This window comes from Bradyrhizobium sp. ISRA442, assembly GCF_038085055.1.
GTDB lineage: Bacteria > Pseudomonadota > Alphaproteobacteria > Rhizobiales > Xanthobacteraceae > Bradyrhizobium.
Window position 1 is genome coordinate 106,240 of sequence record NZ_JALGCN010000002.1, and the last position, 26,232, is coordinate 132,471.

At 64.3% G+C, this 26,232-nt stretch carries 23 protein-coding genes; 10 read left to right on the forward strand and 13 right to left on the reverse strand.

Annotation, left to right across the window (positions count from 1 at the left end; translation table 11 throughout):
* Window positions 1-3: 3 nt before the first annotated feature.
* The 3 genes from MTR72_RS03630 to MTR72_RS03640 all read right to left on the reverse strand — a co-directional run bounded on the left by MTR72_RS03630 (window position 4) and on the right by MTR72_RS03640 (window position 2,928).
* Window positions 4-750: a 2OG-Fe(II) oxygenase gene (locus MTR72_RS03630; protein ID WP_280965063.1), complete on the reverse strand. Its 747-nt coding sequence runs from the start codon at window positions 748-750 to the stop codon at window positions 4-6.
* 149 nt (window positions 751-899) lie between these two features.
* A complete protein-coding gene (locus tag MTR72_RS03635; RefSeq protein WP_280965064.1) occupies window positions 900-1,586 on the reverse strand; it encodes a DUF2848 domain-containing protein in 687 nt (228 codons plus the stop codon).
* The gene (locus MTR72_RS03640; RefSeq protein WP_280965065.1) at window positions 1,579-2,928 is read right to left on the reverse strand and encodes an amidase; all 1,350 of its coding nucleotides are present in this window, start codon (window positions 2,926-2,928) and stop codon (window positions 1,579-1,581) included. Before MTR72_RS03640 ends, MTR72_RS03635 begins: the two co-directional genes overlap by 8 nt.
* A gap of 178 nt (window positions 2,929-3,106) precedes the next feature.
* Here MTR72_RS03640 and MTR72_RS03645 point away from each other — a divergent pair, with 178 nt between their 5' ends.
* The 4 genes from MTR72_RS03645 (at window position 3,107) to MTR72_RS03660 (ending at window position 7,040) form a co-directional block, all read left to right on the forward strand.
* A complete protein-coding gene (locus MTR72_RS03645) occupies window positions 3,107-3,520 on the forward strand; it encodes a Zn-ribbon domain-containing OB-fold protein (RefSeq protein ID WP_280965066.1) in 414 nt (137 codons plus the stop codon).
* Window positions 3,521-3,523: 3 nt separating this feature from the next.
* Window positions 3,524-4,663 carry a thiolase C-terminal domain-containing protein gene (locus MTR72_RS03650; RefSeq protein WP_280965067.1) on the forward strand — a complete coding sequence of 380 codons (1,140 nt, stop codon included), beginning with the start codon at window positions 3,524-3,526 and terminating at the stop codon, window positions 4,661-4,663.
* 182 nt (window positions 4,664-4,845) lie between these two features.
* Window positions 4,846-5,760, forward strand: a complete 915-nt coding sequence (locus MTR72_RS03655) for an SDR family oxidoreductase (protein ID WP_280965068.1) — start codon at window positions 4,846-4,848, stop codon at window positions 5,758-5,760.
* Between the two features lie 113 nt (window positions 5,761-5,873).
* Entirely contained in the window at window positions 5,874-7,040 is a 1,167-nt protein-coding gene (locus MTR72_RS03660; RefSeq protein WP_280965069.1) for an SMP-30/gluconolactonase/LRE family protein, read from the forward strand.
* A 62-nt stretch (window positions 7,041-7,102) separates the two neighbouring features.
* Here the strand turns inward: MTR72_RS03660 and ppc are convergent, their stop codons facing one another.
* The 4 genes from ppc to MTR72_RS03680 all read right to left on the reverse strand — a co-directional run bounded on the left by ppc (window position 7,103) and on the right by MTR72_RS03680 (window position 13,028).
* Window positions 7,103-9,901 (reverse strand): phosphoenolpyruvate carboxylase, encoded by a 2,799-nt coding sequence (gene ppc / locus MTR72_RS03665; protein WP_280965070.1) that lies wholly within the window; start codon window positions 9,899-9,901, stop codon window positions 7,103-7,105.
* A 155-nt stretch (window positions 9,902-10,056) separates the two neighbouring features.
* The gene (locus MTR72_RS03670; RefSeq protein ID WP_280965071.1) at window positions 10,057-10,461 is read right to left on the reverse strand and encodes a YccF domain-containing protein; all 405 of its coding nucleotides are present in this window, start codon (window positions 10,459-10,461) and stop codon (window positions 10,057-10,059) included.
* 83 nt (window positions 10,462-10,544) lie between these two features.
* Entirely contained in the window at window positions 10,545-12,089 is a 1,545-nt protein-coding gene (locus tag MTR72_RS03675; protein WP_341510107.1) for an acyl-CoA synthetase, read from the reverse strand.
* Between the two features lie 129 nt (window positions 12,090-12,218).
* Complete coding sequence (locus tag MTR72_RS03680; RefSeq protein ID WP_280965073.1) at window positions 12,219-13,028, reverse strand: crotonase/enoyl-CoA hydratase family protein; 810 nt, start codon at window positions 13,026-13,028, stop codon at window positions 12,219-12,221.
* A gap of 105 nt (window positions 13,029-13,133) precedes the next feature.
* Here MTR72_RS03680 and MTR72_RS03685 point away from each other — a divergent pair, with 105 nt between their 5' ends.
* A complete protein-coding gene (locus tag MTR72_RS03685) occupies window positions 13,134-14,006 on the forward strand; it encodes an SDR family oxidoreductase (protein ID WP_280965074.1) in 873 nt (290 codons plus the stop codon).
* A 210-nt stretch (window positions 14,007-14,216) separates the two neighbouring features.
* Here the strand turns inward: MTR72_RS03685 and MTR72_RS03690 are convergent, their stop codons facing one another.
* On the reverse strand, window positions 14,217-15,491 hold the full coding sequence (locus MTR72_RS03690; protein ID WP_280965076.1) for an acyl-CoA dehydrogenase family protein: 1,275 nt from the start codon (window positions 15,489-15,491) through the stop codon (window positions 14,217-14,219).
* Window positions 15,492-15,701: 210 nt separating this feature from the next.
* On the opposite strand from MTR72_RS03690, the gene MTR72_RS03695 reads away from it, so the two are divergent.
* Window positions 15,702-16,481: an enoyl-CoA hydratase-related protein gene (locus tag MTR72_RS03695; protein WP_280965077.1), complete on the forward strand. Its 780-nt coding sequence runs from the start codon at window positions 15,702-15,704 to the stop codon at window positions 16,479-16,481.
* 252 nt (window positions 16,482-16,733) lie between these two features.
* Here the strand turns inward: MTR72_RS03695 and MTR72_RS03700 are convergent, their stop codons facing one another.
* The 3 genes from MTR72_RS03700 to MTR72_RS03710 are packed head-to-tail and all read right to left on the reverse strand — an operon-like array spanning window position 16,734 to window position 18,886.
* A complete protein-coding gene (locus MTR72_RS03700) occupies window positions 16,734-17,111 on the reverse strand; it encodes a DUF6285 domain-containing protein (protein ID WP_280965078.1) in 378 nt (125 codons plus the stop codon).
* A gap of 3 nt (window positions 17,112-17,114) precedes the next feature.
* Window positions 17,115-18,101, reverse strand: coding sequence for a phosphotransferase family protein (locus MTR72_RS03705; protein ID WP_280965079.1), 987 nt, complete (start codon window positions 18,099-18,101; stop codon window positions 17,115-17,117).
* Window positions 18,098-18,886 carry an enoyl-CoA hydratase/isomerase gene (locus MTR72_RS03710; RefSeq protein ID WP_280965080.1) on the reverse strand — a complete coding sequence of 263 codons (789 nt, stop codon included), beginning with the start codon at window positions 18,884-18,886 and terminating at the stop codon, window positions 18,098-18,100. The genes MTR72_RS03705 and MTR72_RS03710 overlap by 4 nt, the downstream gene beginning before the upstream one ends.
* A 181-nt stretch (window positions 18,887-19,067) precedes the next feature.
* Here MTR72_RS03710 and MTR72_RS03715 point away from each other — a divergent pair, with 181 nt between their 5' ends.
* From MTR72_RS03715 to MTR72_RS03725, 3 genes are all read left to right on the forward strand, one after another.
* Window positions 19,068-19,847, forward strand: coding sequence for an SDR family NAD(P)-dependent oxidoreductase (locus MTR72_RS03715; RefSeq protein WP_280965081.1), 780 nt, complete (start codon window positions 19,068-19,070; stop codon window positions 19,845-19,847).
* 114 nt (window positions 19,848-19,961) lie between these two features.
* Window positions 19,962-20,339, forward strand: a complete 378-nt coding sequence (locus MTR72_RS03720; RefSeq protein WP_280965082.1) for a VOC family protein — start codon at window positions 19,962-19,964, stop codon at window positions 20,337-20,339.
* Window positions 20,340-20,640: 301 nt separating this feature from the next.
* Window positions 20,641-21,918 carry an acyl-CoA dehydrogenase family protein gene (locus MTR72_RS03725; RefSeq protein ID WP_280965083.1) on the forward strand — a complete coding sequence of 426 codons (1,278 nt, stop codon included), beginning with the start codon at window positions 20,641-20,643 and terminating at the stop codon, window positions 21,916-21,918.
* A gap of 132 nt (window positions 21,919-22,050) precedes the next feature.
* Here MTR72_RS03725 and yghU read toward each other — a convergent pair whose 3' ends face one another.
* Together yghU and MTR72_RS03735 are read right to left on the reverse strand one after the other, a co-directional pair.
* Window positions 22,051-22,929, reverse strand: a complete 879-nt coding sequence (gene yghU, locus MTR72_RS03730) for a glutathione-dependent disulfide-bond oxidoreductase (RefSeq protein WP_280965084.1) — start codon at window positions 22,927-22,929, stop codon at window positions 22,051-22,053.
* A 235-nt stretch (window positions 22,930-23,164) separates the two neighbouring features.
* On the reverse strand, window positions 23,165-24,820 hold the full coding sequence (locus MTR72_RS03735; protein ID WP_280965085.1) for a flavin-containing monooxygenase: 1,656 nt from the start codon (window positions 24,818-24,820) through the stop codon (window positions 23,165-23,167).
* Window positions 24,821-25,069: 249 nt separating this feature from the next.
* Here MTR72_RS03735 and MTR72_RS03740 point away from each other — a divergent pair, with 249 nt between their 5' ends.
* On the forward strand, window positions 25,070-26,203 hold the full coding sequence (locus tag MTR72_RS03740; RefSeq protein WP_280965086.1) for a nitronate monooxygenase: 1,134 nt from the start codon (window positions 25,070-25,072) through the stop codon (window positions 26,201-26,203).
* The last annotated feature ends 29 nt before the right edge of the window (window positions 26,204-26,232 follow it).

The window sequence follows — 26,232 nt, forward strand, 5'->3', positions numbered from 1 at the left end:
CGCTCACTTGGAATCATGGAAGATCACACCCAGCGTGTGGCGCTGGCCGGACCGAAGCCGGCTGACGCCATGGCGCAGATTAACGCGGTAGGTGCCGCGCGTCCCCTGCACCGGGCGATGATGCACGGCGAAGGCCACCGCGTCGCCCTGCGCGAGCGGCACCACCTCGGCGCGGGATTGCATGCGCGGGCGCTGCTCGGTCAGCACGAACTCGCCGCCGGTGAAGTCACGTCCCGGTTCGGAGAGCAGGATCGCGACCTGCAGCGGGAACACGTGCTCGCCATAGAGGTCCTGGTGCAGGCAGTTGTAGTCGCCGGCCTCGTATTGCAGCAGCAGCGGCGTTGGCCGCGTCTGCCCCGCATCATGGCAGCGCTTCAGGAAGGCCGAATGCACCGCGGGATAGCGGATGTCGATCCCCATCGCCTCGTTCCAGCGATTGGCGACGCCGTGCAGATGCGCATACAGCGCCGGGCGCAATTGTGCGATCAGGTCGGGCAGCGGATAGGTGAAATATTTGTACTCGCCGCGACCAAAACCGTGACTGCCCATGACGATGCGGCTGCGGAAGGTTGCATCGTCCGGGTAGAGCGCGGCGACGGCGCGGCATTCGTCCGGCGCGAGCAGCCCCTTCAGGACGGCGCAGCCCTGGGCGTCGAGCTCGCCGGTGATCTGCGCCCAGTCGAGGGCGTCGACGCGAGCGGCGATGTCGAGCGAAGGCGAATGAGGAGATTTGCGTGCTGTTGCTGTCATGGCCGCGACTCTCGCAAGACCGGTCCGCCCTCCGCCACCCGATTTCCGGCTGCCTCCCCGTCATTGCGAGCGAAGCGAAGCAATCCAGTGTCTTTCCGCGGAACCAGTCTGGATTGCTTCGCTTCGCTCGCAATGACAGTGGGGATGCATCAGCCCAGCACCGGCAGCGTCACCACGTCATACGCGTGCTTGATCGTGCGCTTGAGCACGGGATCCTCCAGTTCGAACTCGAAACGGTCCGCAGGGCGGATGCCGCCCTTGGCGGCGAAGGTGCCGCCGAACATGGCGCAGCCGTCCGGCAGCGTCTTGCCGTCGAAGCCGCGCGCAATGAGTTCGCCGACCGGCAACATCGCGTCCAGCGTGCCCTCCTGGTAGAGCACGCGCTCGCCGTTGATCCAGGCATAGGAGCGCAGGATCATCTTGTCCCAATGGCCGACGACGTCCTCGAGTTCCCACAGGGTCGGCGCGAGCACCTTGTCGCACATCTGCTTCGAGACCGTGACGTTGTAGGCTTCGACCTTGCGGTCGGTATGGTCGGAGCCGCAACCGACGAAGATGCGGCCCTGCCAGCCCACCAGCACGAACTCGACCTCGCCAGAGGAATCGCCGCCGCAGCATTCGATGCTGTCTTCCGTGGTCAGCCGCCGCGCCGAGACGCGGTAGTAGATCGGCGTCGAGGCCGGACGGGCGATGCCGACCGCCTCCAGCTCCGCGATGTGCTTGTCGCGCGCCACGGGATCGCGGCCGGTCCAGCCGGCGATGACGGCCTGGTCAATCGCAAGCGTCAGCGGAGTTGTCGTGTCCTGGGCGTCTACGGTGAAGGTCAGATCAAACACGGATCACGGCCTCCATGCCGGCAGCAAGTTCGAAAATGCGGCGATCCGATCCGCCCGCGCCCGCCAGCATTAGCCCGACGGGCACGTCGCCTTCGCGATGCGCAGGCAGCGAGATGGCGCAACCATCGATCATGTTGATCAGGGTGCAATTGCGCAGGGAGCGCAGATTCGCCGTGGCGAACGCCTTGTCGTCGGCGAGATCGGCGATCTTCGGCGGCGTGTTGGCGGTGGTCGGGAGCACCAGCGCGTCATAGGGCGCAATCCGCGCATTGACACGCGCGATCAGCGAGCGGCGCTCGTTGACGAGATCGATATAATCGGCCGCGCTCTGCGCCTCGCCGCGCATGATGCGCACGAAGACACGGGGATCATAGACATCGCCCTTGGACGTGATGAGATAGCGGTGCCAGGCGAAGCTTTCGGCCGCAGCAAAGCCGCCCTTGGCGTTCATCGGGCCGATGTCGTGGAACTCCGCCATTTCGATGCGCTCGATGACGGCACCATGAGCAGTGAGCGTCGCAAGCGCGCGCTCGAATGTGTCAGCCACCGGCGCGTCGAGATCGTCAAGTGCGATCGTGGTCGGCACCGCCAGCCGCATGCCCTGGATCGGCCGCGGCTTCAACGCAGCCACAGGCTCGTTCGCCAGCACCGCATCGAGTATGGCACAGCAACTGACCGATCGTGCCAGCGGTCCGATGCTGTCGAGCGAGAACGACAGCGGCACCGAGCCATCGAGCGGCACGCGACGCTGCGTCGGCTTGTAGCCGACGATGCCGTTATAGGCGGCGGGAATCCGGCACGAGCCACCGGTGTCGGTGCCGAGCGCGCCATGCGCCATGCCGTCCAGCACGGAAACCGCCGCGCCTGAGGACGAGCCGCCGGGCACGTGGCCTTCAGCCCGGTTCCAGGCGCCCTTCGGCGTGCCATAGTGCGGATTGATACCGATACCGGAATAGGCGAACTCAGTCATGTTGGTCCGTCCGATCAGGATGAAGCCGGCCTGGCGCAGCCGCGCAACCGCCGCCGCATCGTGCTCCGCCGGATCGGAATCATCGAGCGCGCGAGAGCCGGCGCGTGTCGTCTGTCCCTTGATGTCGAAGAGATCCTTGATCGAGACCGGGATACCGGCATAGCGCGACGGCGCGGTCTTGGCCTTGCGCAAGGTATCCATCGCATCCGCGGTCGCGAGCGCCGCGTCCTTGTCGACATGGATGAAGGTGCGCCGCCCCTCGCCGGCCGGATCGGCGATCCTGGCGATACACGCCTCGACCAGCTTGCGAGAGGTCGTGCGGCCGCTTTCGAGGTCTTCGGCAAGCTTTGCCAGTGTCGGGTAATTGGGCATGTCTGTCTCACGGAATATTGGCGCGCGCAATCTATCGCGCTGGCTCAGTCCGACACAAGCACTGTGCGCATGATGGCATGCGCGCGCGTTGCTGGACCGTTGACGCGCCATGGTCGATTGTCGCATCAAGATCGAAACAGGCAGGCGCCAAGCCTGCGCACTGGGAGGACCTGCCGACATGGCCGAACCGCAGCGTGCGCGACCGAAACCGACGCCGGAAACCCAGCATTTCTGGGACGGCACGAAAGCGGGCGAGCTGCGCTTGCAGCGCTGCGACGCCTGCGCGCATGTCTACTTTCCGCCGCGTCCGTTCTGTCCCTCCTGCGCCTCGCGCAAGGTCTCCGTCTTCAAGGCGAGCGGCAAGGGCTCTCTCTACAGCTACGTGATCAACCACCGTCCGGCCGCGCCCGGCTTCACGCCGCCTTACGCGATCGCTGTCGTCGAGCTTGCCGAGGGGCCGCGGATGATGAGCAACATCATCGATTGCCCCCAGACGCCGGAGGCGCTCGCGCTCGACATGAAGCTCGAGGTCGCCTTCGAGAAGCTCGATGACAACATCACCCTCCCCGTGTTCCGTCCGGCGAAGGGATAGGCCATGCGCAGAAACCAGGTTGCCGTCGTCGGCGCGGCCGAGACCACCGAGCTCGGCGTCATCCCCAACATGTCGCAGCTCCAGCTCCATGCGGATGCTGCGCTCAATGCCATTGCCGATGCCGGGCTGAAACTCTCCGACATCGACGGCTTCGCCACCGCGGTCGAGACGCCGCAGCAGGTCTGTCACTATCTCGGCATCAAGCCGACCTGGGTCGACGGTACCTCGGTCGGCGGCTGCTCCTTCATGCTGCACGTCCGCCATGCCGCTGCGGCGATCGAGGCGGGCCTGTGCAAGACCGTGCTGATCACCCATGCCGAGAGCGGAAAATCGATGATCGGCAAGCTGCCGCGCTCGATCCCTGCCGACAGCCTGCAGGGCCAGTTCGAGGCGCCGTTCGGCGTCTACGGCCCGCCCAGCATGTTCCCGATCCCCGTGCTGCGGTTCATGAAGACCTACGGCATCACGCATGAGCAGCTCGCCGCGGTCGCCGTGGTACAGCGGGAATGGGCGGCAAAGAATCCGCGCGCGATGATGAAGGACCCGATCACGGTCGCCGACGTGCTCAACTCGCGCATGATCGCCTATCCATTCCGCCTGCTGCAGTGCTGCCTCGTCACCGACGGCGGCGGCGCGCTGATCCTGACCTCGGCCGACCGCGCCAAGGACTTTCCCAGGAAGCCCGTCTACATCATGGGCACTGGCGAGAGCGTGGAGACGCCGATGGTCAGCCAGATGGAGACCTTCAACTCCTCGCGCGCCTTCAAGGTCGCAGGGCCCCTCGCCTTCAAGGAGGCCGGCATTGCGCACAAGGACGTCGACCATCTCATGATCTACGACGCATTTGCGCATCTGCCGCTGTTCGGCCTCGGCGACCTCGGCTTCATGCCGTACGAGGAAACCGGCAAATTCATCGCCGACGGCAACACACGGCCCGGCGGCAAGCTGCCACTCAACACCAATGGTGGCGGCCTCTCCTACATGCATTCGGGCATGTACGGCATGTACGCCCTCCAGGAGAGCGTGCGCCAGATGCGCGGCATCGCGCCGGCGCAGGTGCCGAACGCGAAGATTTCGGTGTGCCACGGCGTCGGCGGCATGTTCGCGGCATCCGGCACGATCGTGTTTACGAACGAGAAATGAGCGAGCTGCCCGCCTCTCCCTCTCCCCGTTCTTACGGGGAGAGGGTTGGGGTGAGGGGCCGCTTCCACACACTCCGACTCGCGGAGAGTCCCCCTCACCCGGATCGCATCTGCGATGCGATCCGACCTCTCCCCGCAAGCGGGGCGAGGTAAGAATCACCGGATCGATAGCGGAGAATCCACATGACGAAATCACTGCAAGACAAGGTCATCATCGTCACCGGCGCAGGCCGGGGCATCGGCCGCGAGATCGCGCTGCTCTGCGCCGCCGAAGGCGCGAAGGTCGTCGTCAACGACCCCGGCGGTGCCGCCGACGGCGCCGGTTCGAACGCTGCGCCCGCCGAGGAGGTGGTCGAGGAGATCAAGAAGCGCGGCGGCACCGCGGTCGCCAACTTCGAGTCGGTGGCGGAAGCGATCCCCGCGAGCAAGATCGTCAAGACCGCGACCGATCATTTCGGCCGGCTCGACGGCGTCGTCAACAATGCCGGCATCTTGCGCGACATGATCTTCCATAAGATGAGCGTGGAAGCCTTCGAGGCCGTCGTCAAAGTGCATCTGATGGGCTCGTTCTACGTTTCTCACGCCGCGGCGCGGATCTTCCGTGAGCAGGAGAGCGGCTCCTTCGTGCACTTCACCTCGACCTCGGGCCTGATCGGCAATTTCGGCCAGGCCAACTATGCGGCCGCCAAGCTCGGCATCGTCGGCCTGTCGAAGTCGATTGCGCTGGACATGGGCCGCTTCAACGTCCGCTCCAACTGCGTCTCGCCTTTCGCCTGGACCCGCATGATCGGCACCATCCCGACCGAGACCGAAGCCGAGAAGGCGCGCGTCGAGAAGATCAAGCAGATGGGACCGGAAAAGATCGCGCCGGTCTGCGGCTACCTGCTCTCCGATGCCGCCAAGGACGTCACCGGGCAGATCTTCGGCGTGCGCATGAACGAGATCTTCCTGTTCAGCCAGAATCGTCCGATCCGCTCCGTGCAGAGCAGCGACGGCTGGACGCCGCAATCGATCGCGGAACATGCGATGCCGGCGCTGAAGGGCTCGTTCTACAAGCTCGACCGCTCGGCTGACATCTTCACCTGGGATCCCGTCTAGGCGAATCCCGACTTTGCTGCGTTGCGATCTCCGGTTATCCCGCCGGAGATCGCCTGCATTACGCCCGAATGCGGTCGGATGGTTTTCCTCTCAACAAAAAATGGGAGGCAACTATGACAAGACCACTGACCATCTCGGCCGATACCAGTGAGCCCTCTCTCGCGCGCCGCACCCTGTTGAAGGGCGCCGCGGCCACAGTAGCCGCGACGGGGGTGACCATGAACGCTGCCCTGGCAGCTTCCGTCGCGCCATTGGGCCAGACGGGCGCTCCGACGAGGTCGACGGGGCCATTGCCCTTGGGACCTCTGCCCGGCAGCCGCTACCCGGACTCCCATCTGGAATCCGCCAAGAAAGGGCCGCCATCGTTCGGCCCCCCCGGTTTTCCGGCCTTCGCCGGCACGATGGCCGTTGAGCGCGTCGCGACCGGCTTCCGCTGGGCCGAGGGGCCGGTGTATTTCGCGGCCGGGCGATACGTGTTGTTCAGCGACATTCCCAACAACCGCATCATGCGTTTCTCGGAGGATGACGGTCACGTCAGCGTCTACCGTCAGCCGTCGATGAACTCGAACGGCAACACCATCGATCGCGAAGGACGCCTGATCACATGCGAGCATAGCGGGCGGCGCGTGACGCGGACCGAACTCGACGGTTCGATCACCATCATCGCCGACAAGTACAACGGCAAGCGGCTGAATTCGCCGAACGATGCGGTCGTCACCGCCGATGGCGCGATCTGGTTCACCGACCCAGTCTACGGCATTGGCGGCTACTACGAGGGTATCAAGGCCGAGCCCGAACAGGAAAAGCACAACGTCTACCGGGTCGATCCGAAATCGGGGGACGTCAAGGTTGTCATCGATGACTTCGTTGAACCCAACGGCATCACCCTGTCGCCTGACGAGAAGAAGCTTTATGTCATCGATACCGGCTTCACGGATGGGCCGGACAATCCATCTCACATCCGCGTGTTCGACCTCGACGTCGCCGGCGGAAAGGTGTCGAACGGCAAGGTCTTTGCCGAGATGCCGAAGCCCAGCATCACCGACGGCTTGCGTTGTGACATGGATGGACGCGTCTGGTGTTCGGTGGGCTGGGGCGATCCGAACGAAGACGGCGTGCGCTGTTATACGCCATCGGGCGAATTGCTCGGCAAGATTCATATTCCGGAAACAGTTGCAAATCTGTGCTTCGGCGGTCAGCAGCGAAACAGGCTTTATATTTGTGGCTCGACATCGCTCTATGCGGTCTACACGAGCGTACAGGGCGCAATGAAGCCGTGAGCGAATAGCGAGTGGGGAGTAGCGAATAGTTGGCAGCACCCCCGCCTGTTCGCTACTCACCCCTAACCGGTATTCCTCAACCCCGCCGAGATGCCGTTGATCGTGAGCTGAATCCCGCGCAGCACCTGCTCGTTCGGGTTCTGCGCGCGGTGCTCCTTCAGAAGCTCGACCTGCACGTGGTTGAGCGGGTCGAGATAGGGGAAGCGGTGGCGAACCGAGCGCTCCAGCAGCGGGTTGCCCTGGAGCAGCCGGTCCTGGCCCATGATGTCCAGGAGCGTCTCGATGCAGGAATGCCATTCGCGGCGGATGCGGCCGAAGATCTTTTCGCGTAGCGCCTCATCCGGCACGAGCTCGGCATAGCGCGAGGCGATCGCGATCGAGCTCTTGGCGAGCACCATGTCCATGTTCGACAACAGCATCCGGAAGAACGGCCAGTCGCGGTAGAGTTCTTTGAGGAACGGCATGCCCTTGTCGGGATGCTCGGCGATCCAGGTCTCGACCGCGCTGCCAAAGCCGTACCAGCCCGGCAGCATCAGGCGGCATTGGGCCCAGGAGAACACCCAGGGAATCGCGCGAAGGTCCTCGATGGCGCGGGTCTTCTTGCGCGAGGCCGGGCGGCTGCCGATGTTGAGGGTCGCGATCTCGTTGATCACGGTCGAGGCCCAGAAATAATCGACGAAGCCGTCGGTCTCGTAGACGAGACCGCGGTAGGCCTTGAAGGCGAGGTTCGACAATTCGTCCATCGCGGTCAGATATTCGCCCCGCGGCGCGCTCTGGCGCGGATGCAGCAGGCTCGCCTCCAGCGTCGCGGCTGCGAGGATCTCCAGATTATTGCGACCGACCTCGGCGTTGGAATATTTCGACGAGATGATCTCGCCCTGCTCGGTGATGCGGATCTGACCGTTCACCGCGCCGCCAGGCTGGGCGATGATGGCGTCATAGCTCGGACCGCCGCCGCGACCGACCGAGCCGCCGCGGCCGTGGAACAGGCGCAGGCGCACGCCGTGGCGCTCGAACACCTCGACGAGGCCGATCTCCGCCTTGTACAGCTCCCAGCCCGAGGTGACGAAGCCGCCATCCTTGTTGCTGTCGGAATAGCCGAGCATCACCTCCTGCACGCCGCCGCGGCTGTCGACGAGGCGGCGGTAGTCGTGCAGGGACAGCATGCGGTCCATGATGCCGCTCGATGCCTGCAAATCCTCGATGGTCTCGAACAGCGGCACGATGTTGATGGCGCTGCGTCCCGACGGATTGACGAGGCCGACCTCCTTGAGCAGCACCGCCACCTCGAGCATGTCCGACATGCCCTTGCACATCGAGATGATGCATTGGGGGATGGCGTCCGAGCCGAACTTCGCATGCGCCTCCGCGGCAGCATGGAATACGTTGAGCTCACCCATCGTCTCGTCGCTGTACTTGACGAATTGCGAGACCAGCGAGCGGGTGCTGCGCAGCTCGTTGGTGAGCAACGCGATGCGCGCCTCCTCGCCGAGCGCGAGATAGGACATGCCGGGATTGGCCGCATCGAACAGTTCGGCGATGGTACGCTCGTGCACGGCGGAGTTCTGGCGGATGTCGAGCCGCGCAAGATGGAAGCCGAAGCAATCGACCGCGCGCCTGAGCAGCCGCAGCCGGCCGCGCGCGATGACGCGGGCGTTGTTCGCGATCAGCGAGCGGTGCAGCACGTCGAGATCGGCTTGCAGCTCCTTGACACTCTCGTAAGGCGCGCCCTTGCCGACGGGACGCCGCGTAATCTCGACCGCGAGCTTTTCGGCGGTCGCAGTGAGGCGGGCATAGATGCCGGAGACCGCGAGGCGGTAGGGCTCGCCGCTCCGGTGCGGCGAGGTGTCGGGCGAGCGCTCCGCGAGCGCACGCAGCTCTTCGGAGACGTCGGCAAGATGCGCCGCGATCGACAGCTCGGAGCCGAGCACGTGCAGCTCCTGGAGATAGAACTGCATCACGCGGCTCGACTGCAGCCGCAGCGTGCCGCGCATCACGTCGGCGGTGACAAAGGGATTGCCGTCGCGGTCGCCGCCGATCCAGCTTCCCATGCGCAGGAACGAGGCGAGCTCACCTGCCGCCTGCTCGCCGCCCTCCTCCAGCCGGTCTTCCAGCACATTGATGAGGCGCGGCACTTCGCGAAGGAAGGTGTAGTCATAGAAGGACAGCCCGTTGCCGACCTCGTCGAGCACGGTGAGCTTGGTCCGGCGCAAGAGGTTCGTCTGCCACAGCGTCAGCACCTCGCGGCGGAGCTGCTCGTCGCTCGCCTCAGTCTCCTCCGCTGTCATGGCGAGGCGCTCGCGGCGATCGAGCAGCGCCGCGATCTCCATCTCGCGGTCCATGGTGCTCTTGCGGCGGACCTCGGTCGGATGCGCGGTCAACACCGGGCTGACCAGCGCGCCCTTGAAGAATCCGCGTAGCTCCTCGGCGCTGATGCCGGCGTCTTTCGCGTGTGCCAGCGTTTCGGCCAAGACGCCCGATCCGCCGCTGTGCGTCGCCGCGCGGGCCCGCATCTGGCGTATATTGTTCTGGTCCTCGGCGATGTTGGCGAGGTGGGAGAAATAGCTGAAGGCGCGGACGATCCGCACCGTCTCGGTGGTCGACATGCTGTCGAGGATCTGCTCGAGTTCGCGGCGGGCGAGCCGATCCTCGTCGCGGTGGAACCGGATCGAGGTCTGCCGGATGCGCTCGACCAGGTCGAACACGTCGGGGCCCTCCTGGTCACGCACGGTGTCGCCGAGGATGCGCCCGAGCAGGCGGATGTCGTCCCGCAGCCGCGCATCCGCCTCCTGCGCCTGGACGTCCTCGGGACGGTTCGGGCGCTGATCAGCGGTGTCGGATGATACGGTCTGGAGGGACATTGCTCGCTCCCAAAAGCTGCCCGGCCGGCCGAGTGTGCAAGTTTTTTGCCGCAGCGCAAGGTGAAGTTGGGGGCGGTGCACATAGAGGCTGGAGCTGGGCCAATTCCTCAGCCGTCGTTCTGGCGAACCGCGCGATCTATCGCCTCTTTTCGACGCTACGCCGGCACGATCACCTTTCCGATCGGCCAGAGCGCGATGCCCGCAAGCTTCAGGTGGGCCCAGGCGAAGGGGATGCCGATAATGGTGATCGCGAGGATCACGGCGGTAATGACGTGGCCGAGCGCCAGCCACCAACCGGCGAGCAGAAACCAGACGATATTGCCGAGCACTCCGAGCGGGCCGGTGCCGATATCGCTCTCGCCGGTGACCTCGTCGCGCCGCACCGCCTTCGAGCCGAACGGCAGGAGAGTGTAGGCGGCGATGTTGAACGCCGCCCGCGCCCAGGGCAGGCCGACAATGGTGATGGCCATGATGATCGAGGCTACCAGCCAGCCGAACGCCATCCAGGCACCGCCGATGAGAATCCAGAGCAAGTTAAGCAGGATGGAAACAGGAGCCATGGGACTATCCGTGGTCAATGACCCTGCTTGTATAGGCTCGAATATTGTCTCTGCGAAGACAGATCCCGTAGGCCCGAACCGTGTCAGATCTTCCGTCCCGCCTGCTCCCAATAGGGATCGCGCAGGCGGCGCTTGAAGATTTTGCCGGAATCTTCGCGCGGCAAGTCGGTACGTATCTCGATGTGCTTGGGTACCTTGTAGTCGGCAAGCTGTGTCTTCAGCCTGGCGCGGATGTCGGCAGCATCGATCGTGATACCGGTTTGCGGCTCGACCACTGCCATCAGCGCCTCGCCGAACTCCGCATCGGGAATGCCGAACACCGCGCAATCATGCACGCCGGGCACCGCATGCAGCACCGATTCGATCTCGGCCGGATAGATGTTGACGCCGCCCGAGATCACCATGTCGCGCTTGCGGTCGCAGATGAAGACGTAGCCGTCCTCGTCGATGTAACCGACGTCGCCGGAGGTGATGAAACCGTCGCGGTCGATCTCGGCGCGCTTCTCCGGCTTGTTGTGATAGGTGAAGTCCGCCATCTCGGCCATACGGGAATAGATCTCGCCGATCTTGCCCACCGGCAGCACGCGGCCATCTTCCCCGATGAAGCGCAGCTCGGCGCCTGGCGAGATCTTGCCGACGGTGCCCGGCTTCTTGAGCGCATCCTCGGAGGTCGCGAAGGTCACGGCACTGGATTCGGTTGAGCCGTAGAATTCGTAGATCACCGGCCCCCACCATTCGATCATGGCACGCTTGACGTCTGCCGGGCACGGCGCAGCCGCGTGGATGACATGGCGCAGCGAGGAGACATCGTACTTCCTGCGCATCGCCTCCGGCAGCTTCATCAGGCGAATGAACATGGTCGGCACCATGAAGATGGTGTCGATCCTGTACCTCGAGATCAGCTCGAGAAACTCTTCCGCCTCGAAGCGTGGCATCAGCACCAGCGCACCGCCTAGCTTGCCCGACCGGATGCCGAACGAGTTCGGTGCGGAATGATAGAGCGGGCCCGGCAGCAATGCGCGGGCGCCCGGCTTCAGGCCATAGATCATTGCGCGCATGCGTTCGCCGGCGGCTTGCTGCTCCGGCGTCGGCGCATTGCGCCGCACGCCCTTGGGATGGCCGGTCGTGCCTGAGGTGTAGATCATGTTCATGGGCTGCGGCACGACCGGGCCATCATAAGGCTGGAATTGCGCGAGCCAGGCATCGAAGTCGATCGCGAAATCCGGCGCTGCCAAATGATCCGGATCGATCTTGTAGCTGATGAGGATCTCCGGCGGCGTCGGCACGCCGAGCACGGTGACTCCCTCGGGGATCGCATCGCGCAAGGCGTGCAGCATGTCGGCATGCGCGATCAGCACCGAGGTGCCGGAGTCCTTCAGGATGTAGTTGATCTCCTCCGGCTTGAAATGCCAGTTGATCGGCACGCCATAGGCACCCAGCCGCATCGCGGCGTAGGCAGCCTCCAGAAAGGCGATGTCGTTGCGCATGAGCATACAGACGCAATCGCCCTGCCCAACGCCGATCCTGGCAAGGCCGCTCGCGATGCGGTCGGCACGATTGGCGACATCGGCATGGGAACGGCGGCGCGCGCCGGAGACGATGCCGAGGAATTGGGACGTTTCGCTCATTGTTGTTTTTCTTTGTTGTTTGGAGTTTCACCTCATGGTGAGGAGGCGCGGAGCGCCGTCTCGAACCATGAACGCCCGTGGCCCATCCCTCGAGACGCCGCTTCGCGGCTCCTCGGGATGAGGTCTGTGCTAGTCCGCAAATTTCGGTGCGCGCTTTTCGAGATTGGCGCGGACGGCTTCGGTCTGGTTCGCACTACCGATCAGCTTCTGCTGCTCGACGGACTCGGCGAGCAGCGCCGGGCCCGGATCGACCGAGAGATTGTTGAGCAGCCGTTTCGCGGCGCGGATCGCATCGGGGCTCTTGCCGGCGATCTCGCGTGCGACTTCGAGCGCGCTGGCACGCGGATCATCGCAAATGCGCGTGGCGAGACCGTAAGACATCGCCTCCTGCGCCGAGAAGATGCGCCCGGTGTAGGTGAGATCGCGCAGGATGTCGTCGCGCACGAGCGAGGCCAGGATCGGCGTGCCCGCCATGTCGGGGACCAAACCCCATTTGATCTCCATCACCGACATTCGCGCATCGGGCGCAACAAAGCGCATGTCCGCACCGAGCGCGAGCTGAAAGCCGCCGCCGAAGGCCACGCCATGCACGGCCGCGATCACCGGCACTGCAAGCTGACGCCAGCCCCACACCGCCTGCTGCGGAAAGTTCGCCTTGCCGTGCGTGCGCACGGTGAGGTCGCGTTTTTCGCCACCCGGAATTCCGTTGCCGCCCTTCTCCTTCATGGCGGCAAAGCGTCCCATGTCGAGGCCGGCACAGAAGGCACGGCCCTCGCCGGACAGCACCACGACGCGCACACCTTTTTCCCTGGAAAGGCGGTCGGTTGCGGCAACCAGCGCCTCGAACATGGCCTGATCCAGTGCGTTCATCTTGTCCGCGCGCACCAAGCGGACATCGGCAACGCCTTCCGAGATCGAAATCGAGACGCGCTCTTCCATGGATCAATTCTCCCCTGTTCTTGTTCGGTGCCGCTTTACAGGAAGCCGACGGCCGGATTTAGTCAATCGACCAATTAACTGACAATCCCTACGGGGGAAACACCCATGTTCAAGGAAAATCTTCTGGCCGGCCGGCGCATTCTCGTGACCGGCGGTGGTACGGGTCTCGGCAAGTCGATGGCGGCGCGCTTCCTCCAGCTCGGCGCGGAGGTGCACATCTGCGGGCGGCGCAAGATCGTCTGCGACGAGACCGCGACCGAATTGATGGATCAGTATGGCGGCCGCGTCACCAGCCACGGCGTCGACATCCGCAACGCGCTCGCGGTCGAGGAGATGGTCGAGAACATCTTTCGCGAGGCGCCGCTCACCGATCTCATCAACAACGCCGCCGGCAATTTCATCTCGCGCACCGAAGAGCTCTCGCCGCGCGGCTTCGATGCCGTCGCCAACATCGTCATGCACGGCACGTTCTACGTGACGCATGCGGTCGGCAAGCGTTGGATCGCCGCGCGCCAACCCGGCAACGTCGTCTCGATCACCGTGACCTGGGTGCGCAACGGCTCGCCCTACGTGGTGCCGTCGGCGATGAGCAAGTCGGCGATCCACGCCATGACGATGTCGCTTGCGACCGAATGGGGCAAACACGGCATCCGCCTCAACACGATCGCGCCGGGCGAGATCCCGACCGAGGGCATGAGCAAGCGCATCAAGCCCGGTGATGAGGCCGGCGCGCGCACCAAGGCAATGAACCCGATGGGCCGCGTCGGCACCATGGAGGAGCTGCAGAACCTCGCGGTGTTCCTGATCTCCGGCGGCTGCGACTGGATCAACGGCGAGACCATCGCCATGGACGGCGCGCAGGCGCTCGCGATGGGCGGCAACTTCTACCAGCTCCGCGACTGGAGCGACGACGACTGGAAGCAGGCGCGCGAGAGCATCATGGCGCAGAACGAGAAGGACCGGGCTGCGAGGGGGTAGTGTCGTCCTGGCGGAAGGCAGGACTGTGTAAGGAGGCCGGCGCTCTCCCCCGGCTTTCAATTGTCGTCCTGGCGAAAGCCAGGACCCATACCCACAGGATTGGGTTTGGCGAAGACTCGTGGTTGGCACTTCGCGCCAAACCCCTCCCTGGGGTTATGGGTCCCGGCCTTCGCCGGGACGACGTTGGGAGAGATAACGGGCAATAACGCCTCAATGCTTCCCCGGCCCCATATATCCGAACAAGAACCCCGCCACTTTGCGCATCTGAATCTCCTCGCTGCCTTCGGTGATGCGGTAGCGGCGGTGGTGGCGGTAGATGTGCTCGAACGGCTTGTGGCGTGAGTAGCCCATGCCGCCGTGGACCTGCATGGCGCGGTCGGCGGATTCGCAGCAGAGGCGGTTTGCCCAGTAGTTGCACATCGAGACGCGGTCGGAGAGCGTGCGTTCGATCTGCTCCTCGGTGAGCTTGTCCATCTCCCAGGCGGTCTTCCTGATCAAGAGGCGCAGCATCTCGGCCTGCGTGGCAAGCTCGACCAGCGGGAACTGGATCGCCTGGTTCTCGGCGAGCGCCTTGCCGAACGGCTTTCGCTCGCGTGCATACCTCACGCTCTCGTTGATGCAGTAGACGGCCGCTCCCAGCGAGCTCGCCGCCTGCCGGATGCGATTCTGATGCACAAAACATTGCGCCAGCGACAGCCCGCGGCCGACCTCACCGAACAGCGCATCCTCCGGCACGAACACGTCGGTGAAACTCACGCGGGGATGGTCGGTCGGCATGTTGAACGTCCACATGTACTCCTCGACCTTCACGCCCGGGCTCTTGGCCGGTACCAGGAAGCAGGTGATGCCGCGGGCATCGCCGTCATTGCCGCCGGTGCGCGCGAACAGCGCGCAATGGGTGGCGACATGCATGCCGGTCGTCCACATCTTCTCGCCGTTGATGATCCAGCCCTTGACGTTGTCGCGCGTTGCCGGCACCGCGCGCGTTTCCATGTGGGTGGCATCAGAGCCATGATGCGGCTCGGTCAAGCCGAAGGTGATACGGTACTTGCCCCTGATCGAGCCGTCGATCATCGCCTTCTGGTCGTCGCGGCCGTAGCGGTCGAGCATGGTCACGACGGGAAAATTGCCGACGATCGAGTGCTCGTTCTGGAGATCGTTGTGCAGGCCGAGACCCTTGGCGGCAAAATGCTCGCGGATCACCGCCATCCAGAGGTTGGAACCGTCCTTGCCGCCATATTGCTTCGGCACCGGAAAGCGCAGGTGACCGGCCACATCGGCAAGGTCCTTCGCCTTGCGCAGCAGCGCCTCCCATTCGTGGCGCGGCAGGCCGCCATTCTCGAAATCGGTGCGCGCCCATTCGCGGCGATGATCGAAGAAGCGGATGTTGTCGTCGGCCTCTTCCAGCGGCTTGATCTCGCGCTCGATGAAACGGTCGAGCTCTCCGAGATAGGAGACGAGATCGGCAGGCAATGAGAAATCCACTGTTCTCTCCCGGAATGTTTTTTCGTTTTGCGTTAAGGCGCTAAGCGTGTTTCTGGTTGGATCGATTAAGGTGAGAAGAGCGCGCGCAAGTCAAGCAAGCCGAGGCGTGTGAAGCGTGCAAGGCGCGTTGCGCAATTCGATGGTGTTGCAGCGTGGTCGCGCGCTACTATGCAGCCATATTCTCTGCCACAGAAAAATGCGGGAGCGACCATGGAGCTGAAATTTTCCAAAGTGGAACGCAAGGGGCCGATCACGATCGTCACGCTGTCGCGGCCCGAGGTCTACAACGCGCTGCACATCGACGCGCATTTCGAGCTCAACAAGGTGTTCGACGATTTCTCCGCCGACCCCGAGCAGTGGGTCGCGATCGTCACAGGTAGCGGCGACAAGGCGTTCTGCGCCGGCAACGATCTGAAGTGGCAGGCGGCGGGCGGCAAGCGCGGTTGGGACAAGGGCGGTTTTGCCGGGCTGACCTCGCGCTTCGACTGCGACAAGCCGATCATCGCCGCCGTCAACGGCGTCGCGATGGGTGGTGGCTTCGAGATCGCGCTCGCCTGCGACCTCATCATTGCCTCGGAGAACGCGACCTTCGCGCTGCCCGAGCCGCGCGTCGGCCTCGCCGCGCTCGCCGGCGGCCTGCACCGGCTGCCGCGCCAGATCGGCCTGAAGCGCGCCATGGGCATGATCCTCACGGCGCGCCATGTCAGCGCCAAGGAAGGTCTTGAGCTCGGCTTCGTCAACGAGGTGGTGCCGCAGGGTGAAGCCCTCGCGGCTGCGCTGCGCTGGGCCGAGATGATCACCAAAAACTCGCCGATGTCGATCCGGGCGTCGAAGCAGACGATTCAGAAGGGGCTCGCCGTCTCGCTGGAGCAGGCAATCACCGAGCAGCGGGACTATCCGGCAGTGAAGGCGATGGTGGCCTCGCAGGATTATATCGAGGGCCCGAAGGCGTTCGCGGAGAAGCGGCCGCCGAAGTGGCTGGGGAAGTGACGCGCTTTCCGCCCGTCACGACGACGGACGCCGCAACACCCACCACTGTCATGCCCCGGCTTGACCGGGGCATCCAGTACGCCGCGGCTTCTCCATATCCCATCGCTGTCTCTGGAATACTGGATCGCCCGCTTTCGCGGGCGATGACAGGGAGAGCTCATGGTACAGCGCGTAGGATGGAAAGAGCGCAGCGAAACCCATCAATGAGCAGAGTAAGGATTGAGATGGTGGGTTTCGCTGCGCTCTACCCACCTACGAATTTTGCGACAGCTCCCGCTTGTAGGACGCGTAGTTCGGCTGGTCGACGACCAGCTTGTCCATCGTGGTCTGCCAAAGGTGCTCGGCGAGACCTGGCGTTGCGAGATCCACCTCGCCGTTGGCGATGCGTCCGGCGAGCGCGCGATTGAGCTCGGTCACCGAACCGTCCATGCCGAGCAGCGCGCGCAGCCGCTCGACCTCTCTCGCGTCGCTCCCCTCCTCCAGCGTGAGTTGCCGTGTGACCAGGTCGAGGATGTTGATGGCGACGCGCAGCTTGAAGGCCTGGTGACCGGAGATCAGCGGCGCAATGTCGTTGCGGAGGAAATCGGCGACCGCCTTGGTCAGCTCGATCGGCGTCGGTTCGTCCTGCATGCTTCACCTCCCGCGCGGCGCGAGCAGCCGCAACAGATCGATCTCGGTCTCGGAGGCGCGGCGGCCGATCATGGCGCGCTCCATGGAATGGTCAGGCCCCTCGCGAAACCGCTGCATCATGCCGCCGCACATGATGCCCCAGCGCAGCGTGCCCATCACTTCCCAGAATTTCACGCGCGCCGGATCGACTTTGCGGCCCGCGGCCTCGTAACCGGCGAACAGCTCCTCGCGCGAGCCGAAGCCGCCGACGGGCTTGTCGATCTCGCCAAAGCGCCAGGAATTGACGCAGACCCAGCCGAGATCCTCCATGGGATCGCCGAGATGAGCGAGCTCCCAATCGAGCACGGCGCGCACGCCCTCGGCGCCGATGATGAGATTGCCGTTGCGGAAGTCGCCGTGCACCAGCGTCACCTCAGTCGAGGGGCCGGGATCGTGGTCGCGCAGCCAGCGCAGCGCGAGCTCGAACACGGGCTTGGGCCAGTTCAGGCTGCGATAGTCGCGCTCGAACTCGTCGATCTCCTTCGCCGCCGTCATCTGCCGCAGCGCGGGCAGTTTGTCCTGCGGCAGATTGTGCAGGCCGGCGAGCACGCCACCGATCTGCCGCGCCAGCATGGGCCGCGCCGCGGCGAACTCGTCATCGCGCAGGATCTTGCGCGCGATGGTCTCGCCCTCGACCCGCTGCATGATGAAGCCGATGCCGAGATCGTCCTCCGGCACCAGGACGTGGAGCACCCACGGCGACGGCACGCCGGCCTCATAGGCAAGCTGCATCAACCTCGCCTCGGCGGCGAGGCCCGCCGCGCGCGTCGGCGCGGCCCCATACCCCTTCGGCGCGCGACGCAAAATCGCGCCGATCACCCCGTCGGGATGCTCGATGTCGAAGCGCCAGGTTTCCTGGCTGGCGCCGCCGGACAGCTTCGCGGCACAGCTCGCGCCGGTGGCACCCGGGCACCAGCGCACGACGCTGTGGGAAAGCTCCGCTTCGATCATTTGCCTTTGAACTGCGCCGGCCGCTTCTCCAGGAACGCGCCGACGCCCTCACGAAAGTCCTGCGTGTCGCCCGCACGCAGTTGACACTGGAATTCGAGATTGAGCTGATCTTCGAAGGAATTCTCCGGGCTGTCCCAGTACAGTTCACGGATCAGCGACAGCGCGACCGTCGGGCCGCTCGCAAGTTCATGCGCAAGCTTCATCGCCTCGTCCATCAGGACGGCGTCGTCATAGACGCGGTTGACGAGGCCCCATTCCAGAGCCTTCTCCGCAGGCAGCCGCTCCCCCATCAGCGACAGCTCGATGGATCGCGCCCTGCCAACAAGGCGTGGCAACAGCCAGGTCGAACCGCAGTCGGGCACTAGGCCGATACGGCGGAAGGCCTGGAGAAAATAGGACGAGCGCCCGCATAGGATCATATCGCCGAGCAGCGCGAAGCTCATGCCGGCGCCGGCGGCCGGGCCATTGACCGCAGTGACAATCGGGCAATGCAGATTGCGGATGCGCCGCAAGAACGGGTGAAAGCTCGTCTCCAGCGCCACGCCGGCCTTGGTCTTCTTCGACTGGTTGTTGCGGCCCTGGAGATTCGCGCCCGTGCAGAACGCCCGCCCCGCGCCGGTCAGCACGACACAGCGTACCTCCTCCTTCTTTTCCTCGATCGCATCGAGCGCGTCCGACAGGCCGCCGAGCATGTCCATCGAGACCGCGTTCATGACCTCCTGATGGTCGAGCTTCAGGACGGCCACCGGTCCGTCGAATTCGAGCGTGACGTGTTTGAACTGCATCGCTTCCTCGTCAGTTGCCGCCTGCGATGTTTCGCAGACCGGAATTACTTTTGCCGGAGCGCATATTTGATTTTTGGCGCGGCCTTGTCCATGGTGGACTGAACATACCGTACCGTCGTATCGCACAATCTTGCGGGCACCGGCTGGCACGCAGGCGTGCCAAAACCAGGAAACGCTTCCCATGAACATTTTCGACCTCACCGGCCGCGTGGCCGTAATCACCGGCGGCAATGGCGGTATCGGGCTTGGCATCGCACAGGCGCTCGCCGGCCAGGGCTGTAACGTCTCAATCTGGGGCCGCAATCCCGACAAGAACAGAATCGCCGCCGCGAGCATGGCGGGGCTGCCCGGCAAGGTCGATGGCCGCGTCTGCGACGTCACCGACCCGGCTTCCGTCAACGCCGCGATGAAGGCCACGCTCGATACGTTCGGCCGGGTCGACGGCTGCTTCGCCAATGCCGGTATCGGCGGCGGTGGCCGGCGTTCCTTCATCGAGCGCACCGAGGATGAATGGCGCACGATGTTCGCCACCAATCTCGACGGCGTGTTCCACGCGTTCCAGGCCGCTGCAAAGCACATGACCGACCGCGCCAATGCGGGCGATCCCTTCGGCCGGCTGGTCGCAACCTCGAGCCTCGCTTCGATCTTCGGCACCGCGCGCAACGAGCACTATGCCGCAACCAAGGCCGCGATCAATGCAGTGGTCCGTGCGCTCGGCGTCGAGCTCGCGCGCTACGGCGTCACCGCGAATGCGATCCTGCCCGGCTGGATCAAGAGCGACATGACCGCCGGCATCATGGCCAACGAAAAGTTCGTCGCCAACGTGATGCCGCGGATTCCGCAGCGCCGCTTCGGCGAGCCCAGCGATTTCGGCGGCATCGCGGTCTACCTCATGAGCAAGGCCTCGTCGTATCACACCGCCGATACGTTCGTGATCGACGGCGGCTATACCGCGTTTTGAGTTTGCAAGCCCGTAGCCCGGATGGAGCGAAGCGCAATCCGGGACTATGGACGTTGAACGAACCCGGATTTCGCTTCGCTCCATCCGGGCTACCAACTCAAGGAGGGGCAAAACATGTTCTCACACGTGATGGTCGGCACCAACGATCTCGACAAGGCCAAGGCGTTCTACGATAGGCTGCTCGGTACGCTCGAGGTGCGGCCGGCCAGGGTCGACGGCCACCGCATCTTCTACATCACCAAGGCCGGTGTCTTCTCCGTCTCCAAGCCGATCAACGGTGAACCTGCAACGCCCGCCAATGGCGGCACCATCGGCTTTGCCTGCAACTCGCCGGAGCAGGTCGACGCCTGGCATGCCGCCGGCATCGCCGGTGGCGGCAAGACCTGCGAGGATCCGCCCGGCATCCGGCAGGGCTCGACCGGCAAGCTCTACCTCGCCTATTTGCGCGACCTCGACGGCAACAAGCTCTGCGCGATGCATCGGCTGGGGTAAGCTGACTATACGCACCGCGCACCCGTCACAATATCCGCCGTCATCGCCCGACTTGATCGGGCGATCCAGCGTTCCAGAGGCGTCGGTGATTCACGGAGAGGCCGCGGCGTACTGGATTCCCCGCTTTCGCGGGGAATGACAGCCATGTGTTGGCGCCGCCGTTCAAACAACATTTCAAACGCTCTCGCGATATTCCATCGCGTGGCATGGCTCTCGTGAAAAATGCGCGCTCGCGCTTTGGCAGCGCTGCGACTATTCTCGCAGCCAACACGCTTCAGCGAAACGGGAAACGGGAGGAACAATGACGAAACACACCTACATTCCCCGCACCACCAACTACACGCTCAACCCCGGCGACGAACTCAATGATTTGCGGATGTCGGACCAGGTCCGGCCGCTCTATGATCACGTCAAGAGGTTCATCCGCGACACCGTCGATCCGATGTCGATCGAGTTCGCCAAGGCCGGCGAGAACAAGGAAGACCGCTGGAGCTTTACGCCGAAGCAGCTCGAGTTGCTGGAGGCGGCCAAGAACAAGGCCAAGAAGGAAGGCCTCTGGAACTTCTTTCTGCCCGACGACGAGACCGGGCAGGGCCTGAAGAACCTCGACTACGCCTATATCGCGGCCGAGCTCGGCAAGAGCCCGCTGGCCTCGGAGACCATGAACTGCTCAGCGCCCGATACCGGCAACATGGAGGTGCTGGAGCGCGTCGGCACCAAGGAGCAGAAGGAGAAGTGGCTGAAGCCGCTGCTCAACGGTGAGATCCGCTCGGCATACGTCATGACCGAGCCCAACGTCGCCTCCTCGGACGCCAAGAACATCTCGACGACCGCAAAACTCGTCGGCGACGAGTGGGTCATCAATGGCGAGAAGTATTACATCTCCGGCCTCGGCGATCCCCGCTGCAAGATCCTGATCGTGATGGTGAAGACCAATCCGGACGCGCCGCCGAGCAAGCAGCAGTCGCAGATCCTGGTGCCGCGCGACACGCCCGGCGTCGAGGTGCTCGGGCCCATGTACGTGTTCGGCCAGGACCACGCACCGCGCGGTCACATGCACATGCGCTTCAACAATGTGCGGGTGCCGAAGGAGAACATGCTGCTCGGCGAAGGCCGGGGCTTCGAGATCTCGCAGCTCCGCCTCGGACCGGGTCGCATCCATCACTGCATGCGCACCATCGGCAAGGCCGAGAAGGCGCTCGACCTGATGGTGCAGCGTGGCCTCACCCGCGAAGCCTTCGGCAAGAAGATCGCCCATCTCGGCGGCAACATGCAGATCATCGCGCAGGCGCGCTGCGAGATCGAGGCGATGCGGCTGATGGTGTTGAAGGCGGCGAAGGCTATGGACGTGCTCGGCAACAAGGAGGCCCGCGTCTGGGTCTCCATGGTCAAGGCCATGGTGCCGGAGCGCGCCTGCAAGATCATCGACCAGGCGATCCAGATGCATGGCGCGACCGGCATCTCGCACTGGACGCCGCTCGCCGAGATGTATCAGGACGTGCGCCACCTCCGCTTCGCCGACGGTCCGGACGAGGTGCACTGGATGGTGGTCGGACGCCACGAGCTGAGCATGGCGTGAGGTACGATCTCTCCTCTCCCTTTCCCCGTTCTTACGGGGAGAGGGTCAGGGTGAGGGGCTCTTTCCACACGAACGATCGGAGTTGAACTCGCGGAGAGTCCCCTCCCCGCAAGCGGGGCGAGGTGAAGTGACCTACGACGCCGCCGCGGCGATCTTGTCCTGCGTCTTGGTCTCGAAGTCGCTTGCGTCGTGACGTTCGTGGAGTTGGCTTGCGGGGTCGCCGGAGACGCGGTTGACCATGCGGCCGCGCTTCACGGCGGGACGCTTGGCGATCTGGTCGGTCCAGCGCTGCACGTTCTTGTAGTCCTGCACGGACAAAAATTCGCCCGCGCCATAGACCAGCCCCTTGGCGAGCGCGCCGTACCAGGGCCACACCGCGATATCGGCGATGGTGTACTCGTTGCCCGCGAGATACTCGTTGTCCGCGAGCCGGCGGTCGAGCACGTCGAGCTGGCGCTTGGTCTCCATCGCGAAACGGTCGATGGCATATTCGATCTTGCTCGGCGCATAGGCGTAGAAGTGGCCGAAGCCGCCGCCGAGGTAGGGGGCGCTGCCCATCTGCCAGAACAGCCAGGACATCGCTTCGGTGCGGGTCTTGATGTCCTTGGGCAGGAAGGCGCCGAACTTCTCGGCGAGGTAGAAGAGGATCGAACCGGACTCGAACACCCGGATTGGCTCCGGTCCGGAGCGATCCATCAGTGCGGGAATCTTCGAGTTCGGATTGACCGCGACGAAACCGCTGCCGAACTGGTCGCCGTTGCCAATTTTGATGAGCCAGGCGTCGTATTCGGCGCCCTTATAGCCGAGCGCCAGCAGCTCCTCCAGCATCACAGTGACCTTCACCCCGTTCGGCGTCGCCAGCGAATAGAGCTGGAGGGGATGGCGGCCGACCGGCAGCTCCTTGTCGTGGGTGGGACCGGCGATCGGCCGGTTGATGTTGGCGAACTGCCCGCCGTTCTCCTTATTCCAGGTCCAGACTTTGGGCGGCACGTAGGCGGGGGTGTCAGTCATGAAAATGCTCCGGCGCGGAAGGGCGCGTGGGGTGTTAGCTAGCGACCGGGGCGGGATTGGCAAGGGTACGGGAATGCAGCGCCGGGAGGACACCCTGCCCGTTTCGTCATGGCCGCCGCTCATACCGTGGCATTCCGGGGCGCCCGAAGGGCGAGCCCGAAATCCATCGCGCCGCGGGAATGCTCGGAGAAATGGATTTCGGGTTCTCGCTTCGCGAGGCCCGGAATGACGACATCTACGACGCAGCCGCCCCCGCCTGCTCCGCCCGCTCCATCACAAACCCCTCGTATCCCTTGGCCGCGACGTCGTTGCAGATCTGCCGGTAGACGCCGACGCCGCCGATATAGGGCATGAAGATGCGCGGCTTGCCGGGGATGTTGGCACCCATGTACCAGGAATTGGCCTGCGGATAGAGCGTGCCATGGGCAACCTCGTTGACGTGGGCGACCCATTTGTCCTCAGCCGCCCTGCCCGCCTCCATCGCGGCGAGGCCATGCTTGCGCATGTGGACGAGACAGTCCGCGATCCAGTCGACATGCTGCTCGATCGAGACGATCATGTTCGACAGCACCGACGGGCTGCCGGGGCCAGTGACGATGAAGAGGTTCGGAAAGCCCGCACTCATCAGGCCGAGATAGGTCTTTGGCCCTTCCGCCCATTTCCGGTTCAGCGTGTGTCCGCCGCGGCCGCGAATGTCGATCTTCGCCACCGATCCGGTCATGGCGTCGAACCCGGTTGCGAGCACCAGCGCATCGACTTCATAGTCGGTGCCTGCGACACGGACGGCGTTCGCGGTGATTTCCTCGATCGGGTTGGACTTGATATCGACCAGCGAGACGTTCGGCCGGTTGAAGGTCGCGAAATAATCGGTGTCGATGCAGATGCGCTTGGTGCCGATCGGATGGCTGTCGGGCTGGAGCAGTCTTGCGGTCTCAGGGTCCTTCACAATCTCGGCGATCTTGCCGCGCACGAAATCGGCGGCCGTGTCGTTCGCGGCCCGGTCGAGAGCGAGATTGTTGTAGACATACATGAAGGTGAGCCCGCCGCGCTCCCAGCGCGTTTCATACTTGGCGCGCCTCGCGTCCGTGTCGTCATCGAGCGCGCCGCGATCGGGCTGCTGCGCATAGATGCCGTTGCGTGTCACCTCGCGGGCAAAGCGGCGGATCTCCGGATAGTTTTTCCGGAACGCGCTGCGCTCCTCCTCGGTCAGCGCGGCGTTGCGGGCGGGAATCGAAAAATTCGCGGTGCGCTGAAATACGGTCAGATGCCTTGCCTGCTCCGCGATAACAGGTGCCGACTGGATGCCCGAGGAGCCGGTGCCGATGAGGCCGACGCGCAAGCCCGTGAAATCAACCGGCTCATGGGGCCAGTTGCCGGTGTGATAGACCGCTCCCTCAAAGTCCTCGAGGCCCTTGATGTCAGGCTTGCGCGCATTCGACAGGCAGCCGGTCGCAAGCACCACGAATTTGGCGCTCACTGTTTTTCCGTCAGAGGTCGTCACCGACCAACTATTCGAGCGCGCATCGAATGCGGCGCGATCGACGCGGGTGTCGAATTGGATGTCGCGACGCAGATCGAAGCGGTCGGCGACGTGGTTGGCGTATTTCAGGATCTCCGGCTGCGGCGCGTAGCGCTCGCTCCAGTCCCATTCCTGCTGCAGCTCTTCCGAGAACGAGTAGGAATACTGCATGCTCTCGACGTCGCAGCGCGCGCCGGGATAGCGGTTCCAGTACCAGGTGCCGCCGACGCCTCCACCCTGCTCATAGACCCGCACCGAGAAACCAAGCCCGCGCAGACGATGCAGCATGTACATGCCGGCAAAGCCCGCGCCGACGACGACCACGTCGTAGGCTTCGGTTGCATGGGCCGGGCTCGAATCCGCTGACGACATCGCTGGGCGCTCCCTCGTTATTGCTTGCTGTCGGACAGCATTCTCTTCGCCTCGCGAAAGCGCAAGTGGCAAATCGGCGTTGCTCTGACCGCTTATTTTGTGGAGCGGAATGCGTTACCCACCACGCGACGCCTGCACGCAAGATGTACGGCGAAATCCGGCGTGGCATCATGCGCGACGATGGGCTAGCGTCGAATGCTGCGCCAGCAACAGCAACAACAGCAGCGCAAACGCCGCCGGGAGAGGATCATGAAATCGCCGATCTGCGACATGCTGGGCATCGAGTTCCCGCTGCTCGCCTTCAGCCATTGCCGCGACGTCGTCGCGGCCGTCAGCCGCGCCGGCGGATTCGGCGTGCTGGGCGCAACCGTGCATACGCCGGAGACGATCGAGCAGGAACTGAAATGGATCGACGACCACGTCGACGGCAAACCTTATGGCGTCGACGTTCTGATCCCCGAGAACATCTCGACCGCGGGCGAGAAGGACGTCACCTGGAAGAGCCTGGAGGCGCGCGTGCCACAAGGGCACCGCGACTATACCCGTGATCTCCTCAAGAAGTACGATATCGAGCTGACGACGACCTCCGTCGCCGACAACCAGCCGCAGCCGTTCGACACCAAAACGGCGATGGAACTGCTGGAGGTCTCTTTCCGCCATCCGATCCGGCTGATCGCGAACGCACTCGGCGTGCCGCCGAAGGCGATGATCGAGATGGGCAAGAAGCACGACGTGCCGGTCGCCGCGCTCGTCGGCGCCAAGGAGCATGCGCTGCGCCAAGTTGCGGCCGGGGTCGACATCCTCGTCGTGCAGGGCACCGAGGCCGGCGGGCATTGTGGCGAGGTCTCGACCATGGTGCTGGTGCCGGAAGTGATCAAGGCCATCAAGCCGATCCGCGACGTGCCGGTGCTGGCGGCCGGCGGCATCATGACCGGGCGGCAGATGGCCGCCTGCATGGCGATGGGCGCTGCTGGCGTCTGGACCGGCTCGGTGTGGCTCGCGACCGTCGAGGCCGAGACCACGGAGATTTTTCGCGAGAAGATGATCGCAGCGTCCTCGCGCGATGCGGTGCGATCGAAGGGCCGCACGGGAAAACCGGCTCGGCAACTCCGCTCGGTCTGGACGGATGCCTGGGACCGCGCGCCGGAGAGCCCGGGCGCGCTGCCCATGCCGCTGCAAAGCATCATCAGCCGCGACGCCTTTCACTCGATCGATCGCGCCGCGGCCGCCGGCAACGACAAGGCACGCGATCTCGTCAGCTATTTCGTCGGCCAGGGTGTCGGCCTGATCGACAGCGTCAAGTCGGCCGGCGCCGTGGTGCAGGAGTTCAAGGAAGAATTTGCCGAAGCCGTCGAGCACATGAATGCGCTGGTGGGGGAGTAGCAGCCACACCGTCATTGCGAGCGCAGCGA

Coding starts and splice junctions, on each gene's coding strand:
- MTR72_RS03630 (WP_280965063.1), bottom strand. CDS start 750: ATGACAGCAACAGCACGCAAATCTCCTCATTCGCCTTCGCTCGACATC.
- MTR72_RS03640 (WP_280965065.1), bottom strand. CDS start 2,928: ATGCCCAATTACCCGACACTGGCAAAGCTTGCCGAAGACCTCGAAAGC.
- MTR72_RS03645 (WP_280965066.1), top strand. CDS start 3,107: ATGGCCGAACCGCAGCGTGCGCGACCGAAACCGACGCCGGAAACCCAG.
- MTR72_RS03650 (WP_280965067.1), top strand. CDS start 3,524: ATGCGCAGAAACCAGGTTGCCGTCGTCGGCGCGGCCGAGACCACCGAG.
- MTR72_RS03655 (WP_280965068.1), top strand. CDS start 4,846: ATGACGAAATCACTGCAAGACAAGGTCATCATCGTCACCGGCGCAGGC.
- MTR72_RS03660 (WP_280965069.1), top strand. CDS start 5,874: ATGACAAGACCACTGACCATCTCGGCCGATACCAGTGAGCCCTCTCTC.
- ppc (WP_280965070.1), bottom strand. CDS start 9,901: ATGTCCCTCCAGACCGTATCATCCGACACCGCTGATCAGCGCCCGAAC.
- MTR72_RS03670 (WP_280965071.1), bottom strand. CDS start 10,461: ATGGCTCCTGTTTCCATCCTGCTTAACTTGCTCTGGATTCTCATCGGC.
- MTR72_RS03675 (WP_341510107.1), bottom strand. CDS start 12,089: ATGAGCGAAACGTCCCAATTCCTCGGCATCGTCTCCGGCGCGCGCCGC.
- MTR72_RS03680 (WP_280965073.1), bottom strand. CDS start 13,028: ATGGAAGAGCGCGTCTCGATTTCGATCTCGGAAGGCGTTGCCGATGTC.
- MTR72_RS03685 (WP_280965074.1), top strand. CDS start 13,134: ATGTTCAAGGAAAATCTTCTGGCCGGCCGGCGCATTCTCGTGACCGGC.
- MTR72_RS03695 (WP_280965077.1), top strand. CDS start 15,702: ATGGAGCTGAAATTTTCCAAAGTGGAACGCAAGGGGCCGATCACGATC.
- MTR72_RS03700 (WP_280965078.1), bottom strand. CDS start 17,111: ATGCAGGACGAACCGACGCCGATCGAGCTGACCAAGGCGGTCGCCGAT.
- MTR72_RS03705 (WP_280965079.1), bottom strand. CDS start 18,101: ATGATCGAAGCGGAGCTTTCCCACAGCGTCGTGCGCTGGTGCCCGGGT.
- MTR72_RS03710 (WP_280965080.1), bottom strand. CDS start 18,886: ATGCAGTTCAAACACGTCACGCTCGAATTCGACGGACCGGTGGCCGTC.
- MTR72_RS03715 (WP_280965081.1), top strand. CDS start 19,068: ATGAACATTTTCGACCTCACCGGCCGCGTGGCCGTAATCACCGGCGGC.
- MTR72_RS03720 (WP_280965082.1), top strand. CDS start 19,962: ATGTTCTCACACGTGATGGTCGGCACCAACGATCTCGACAAGGCCAAG.
- MTR72_RS03725 (WP_280965083.1), top strand. CDS start 20,641: ATGACGAAACACACCTACATTCCCCGCACCACCAACTACACGCTCAAC.
- yghU (WP_280965084.1), bottom strand. CDS start 22,929: ATGACTGACACCCCCGCCTACGTGCCGCCCAAAGTCTGGACCTGGAAT.
- MTR72_RS03735 (WP_280965085.1), bottom strand. CDS start 24,820: ATGTCGTCAGCGGATTCGAGCCCGGCCCATGCAACCGAAGCCTACGAC.
- MTR72_RS03740 (WP_280965086.1), top strand. CDS start 25,070: ATGAAATCGCCGATCTGCGACATGCTGGGCATCGAGTTCCCGCTGCTC.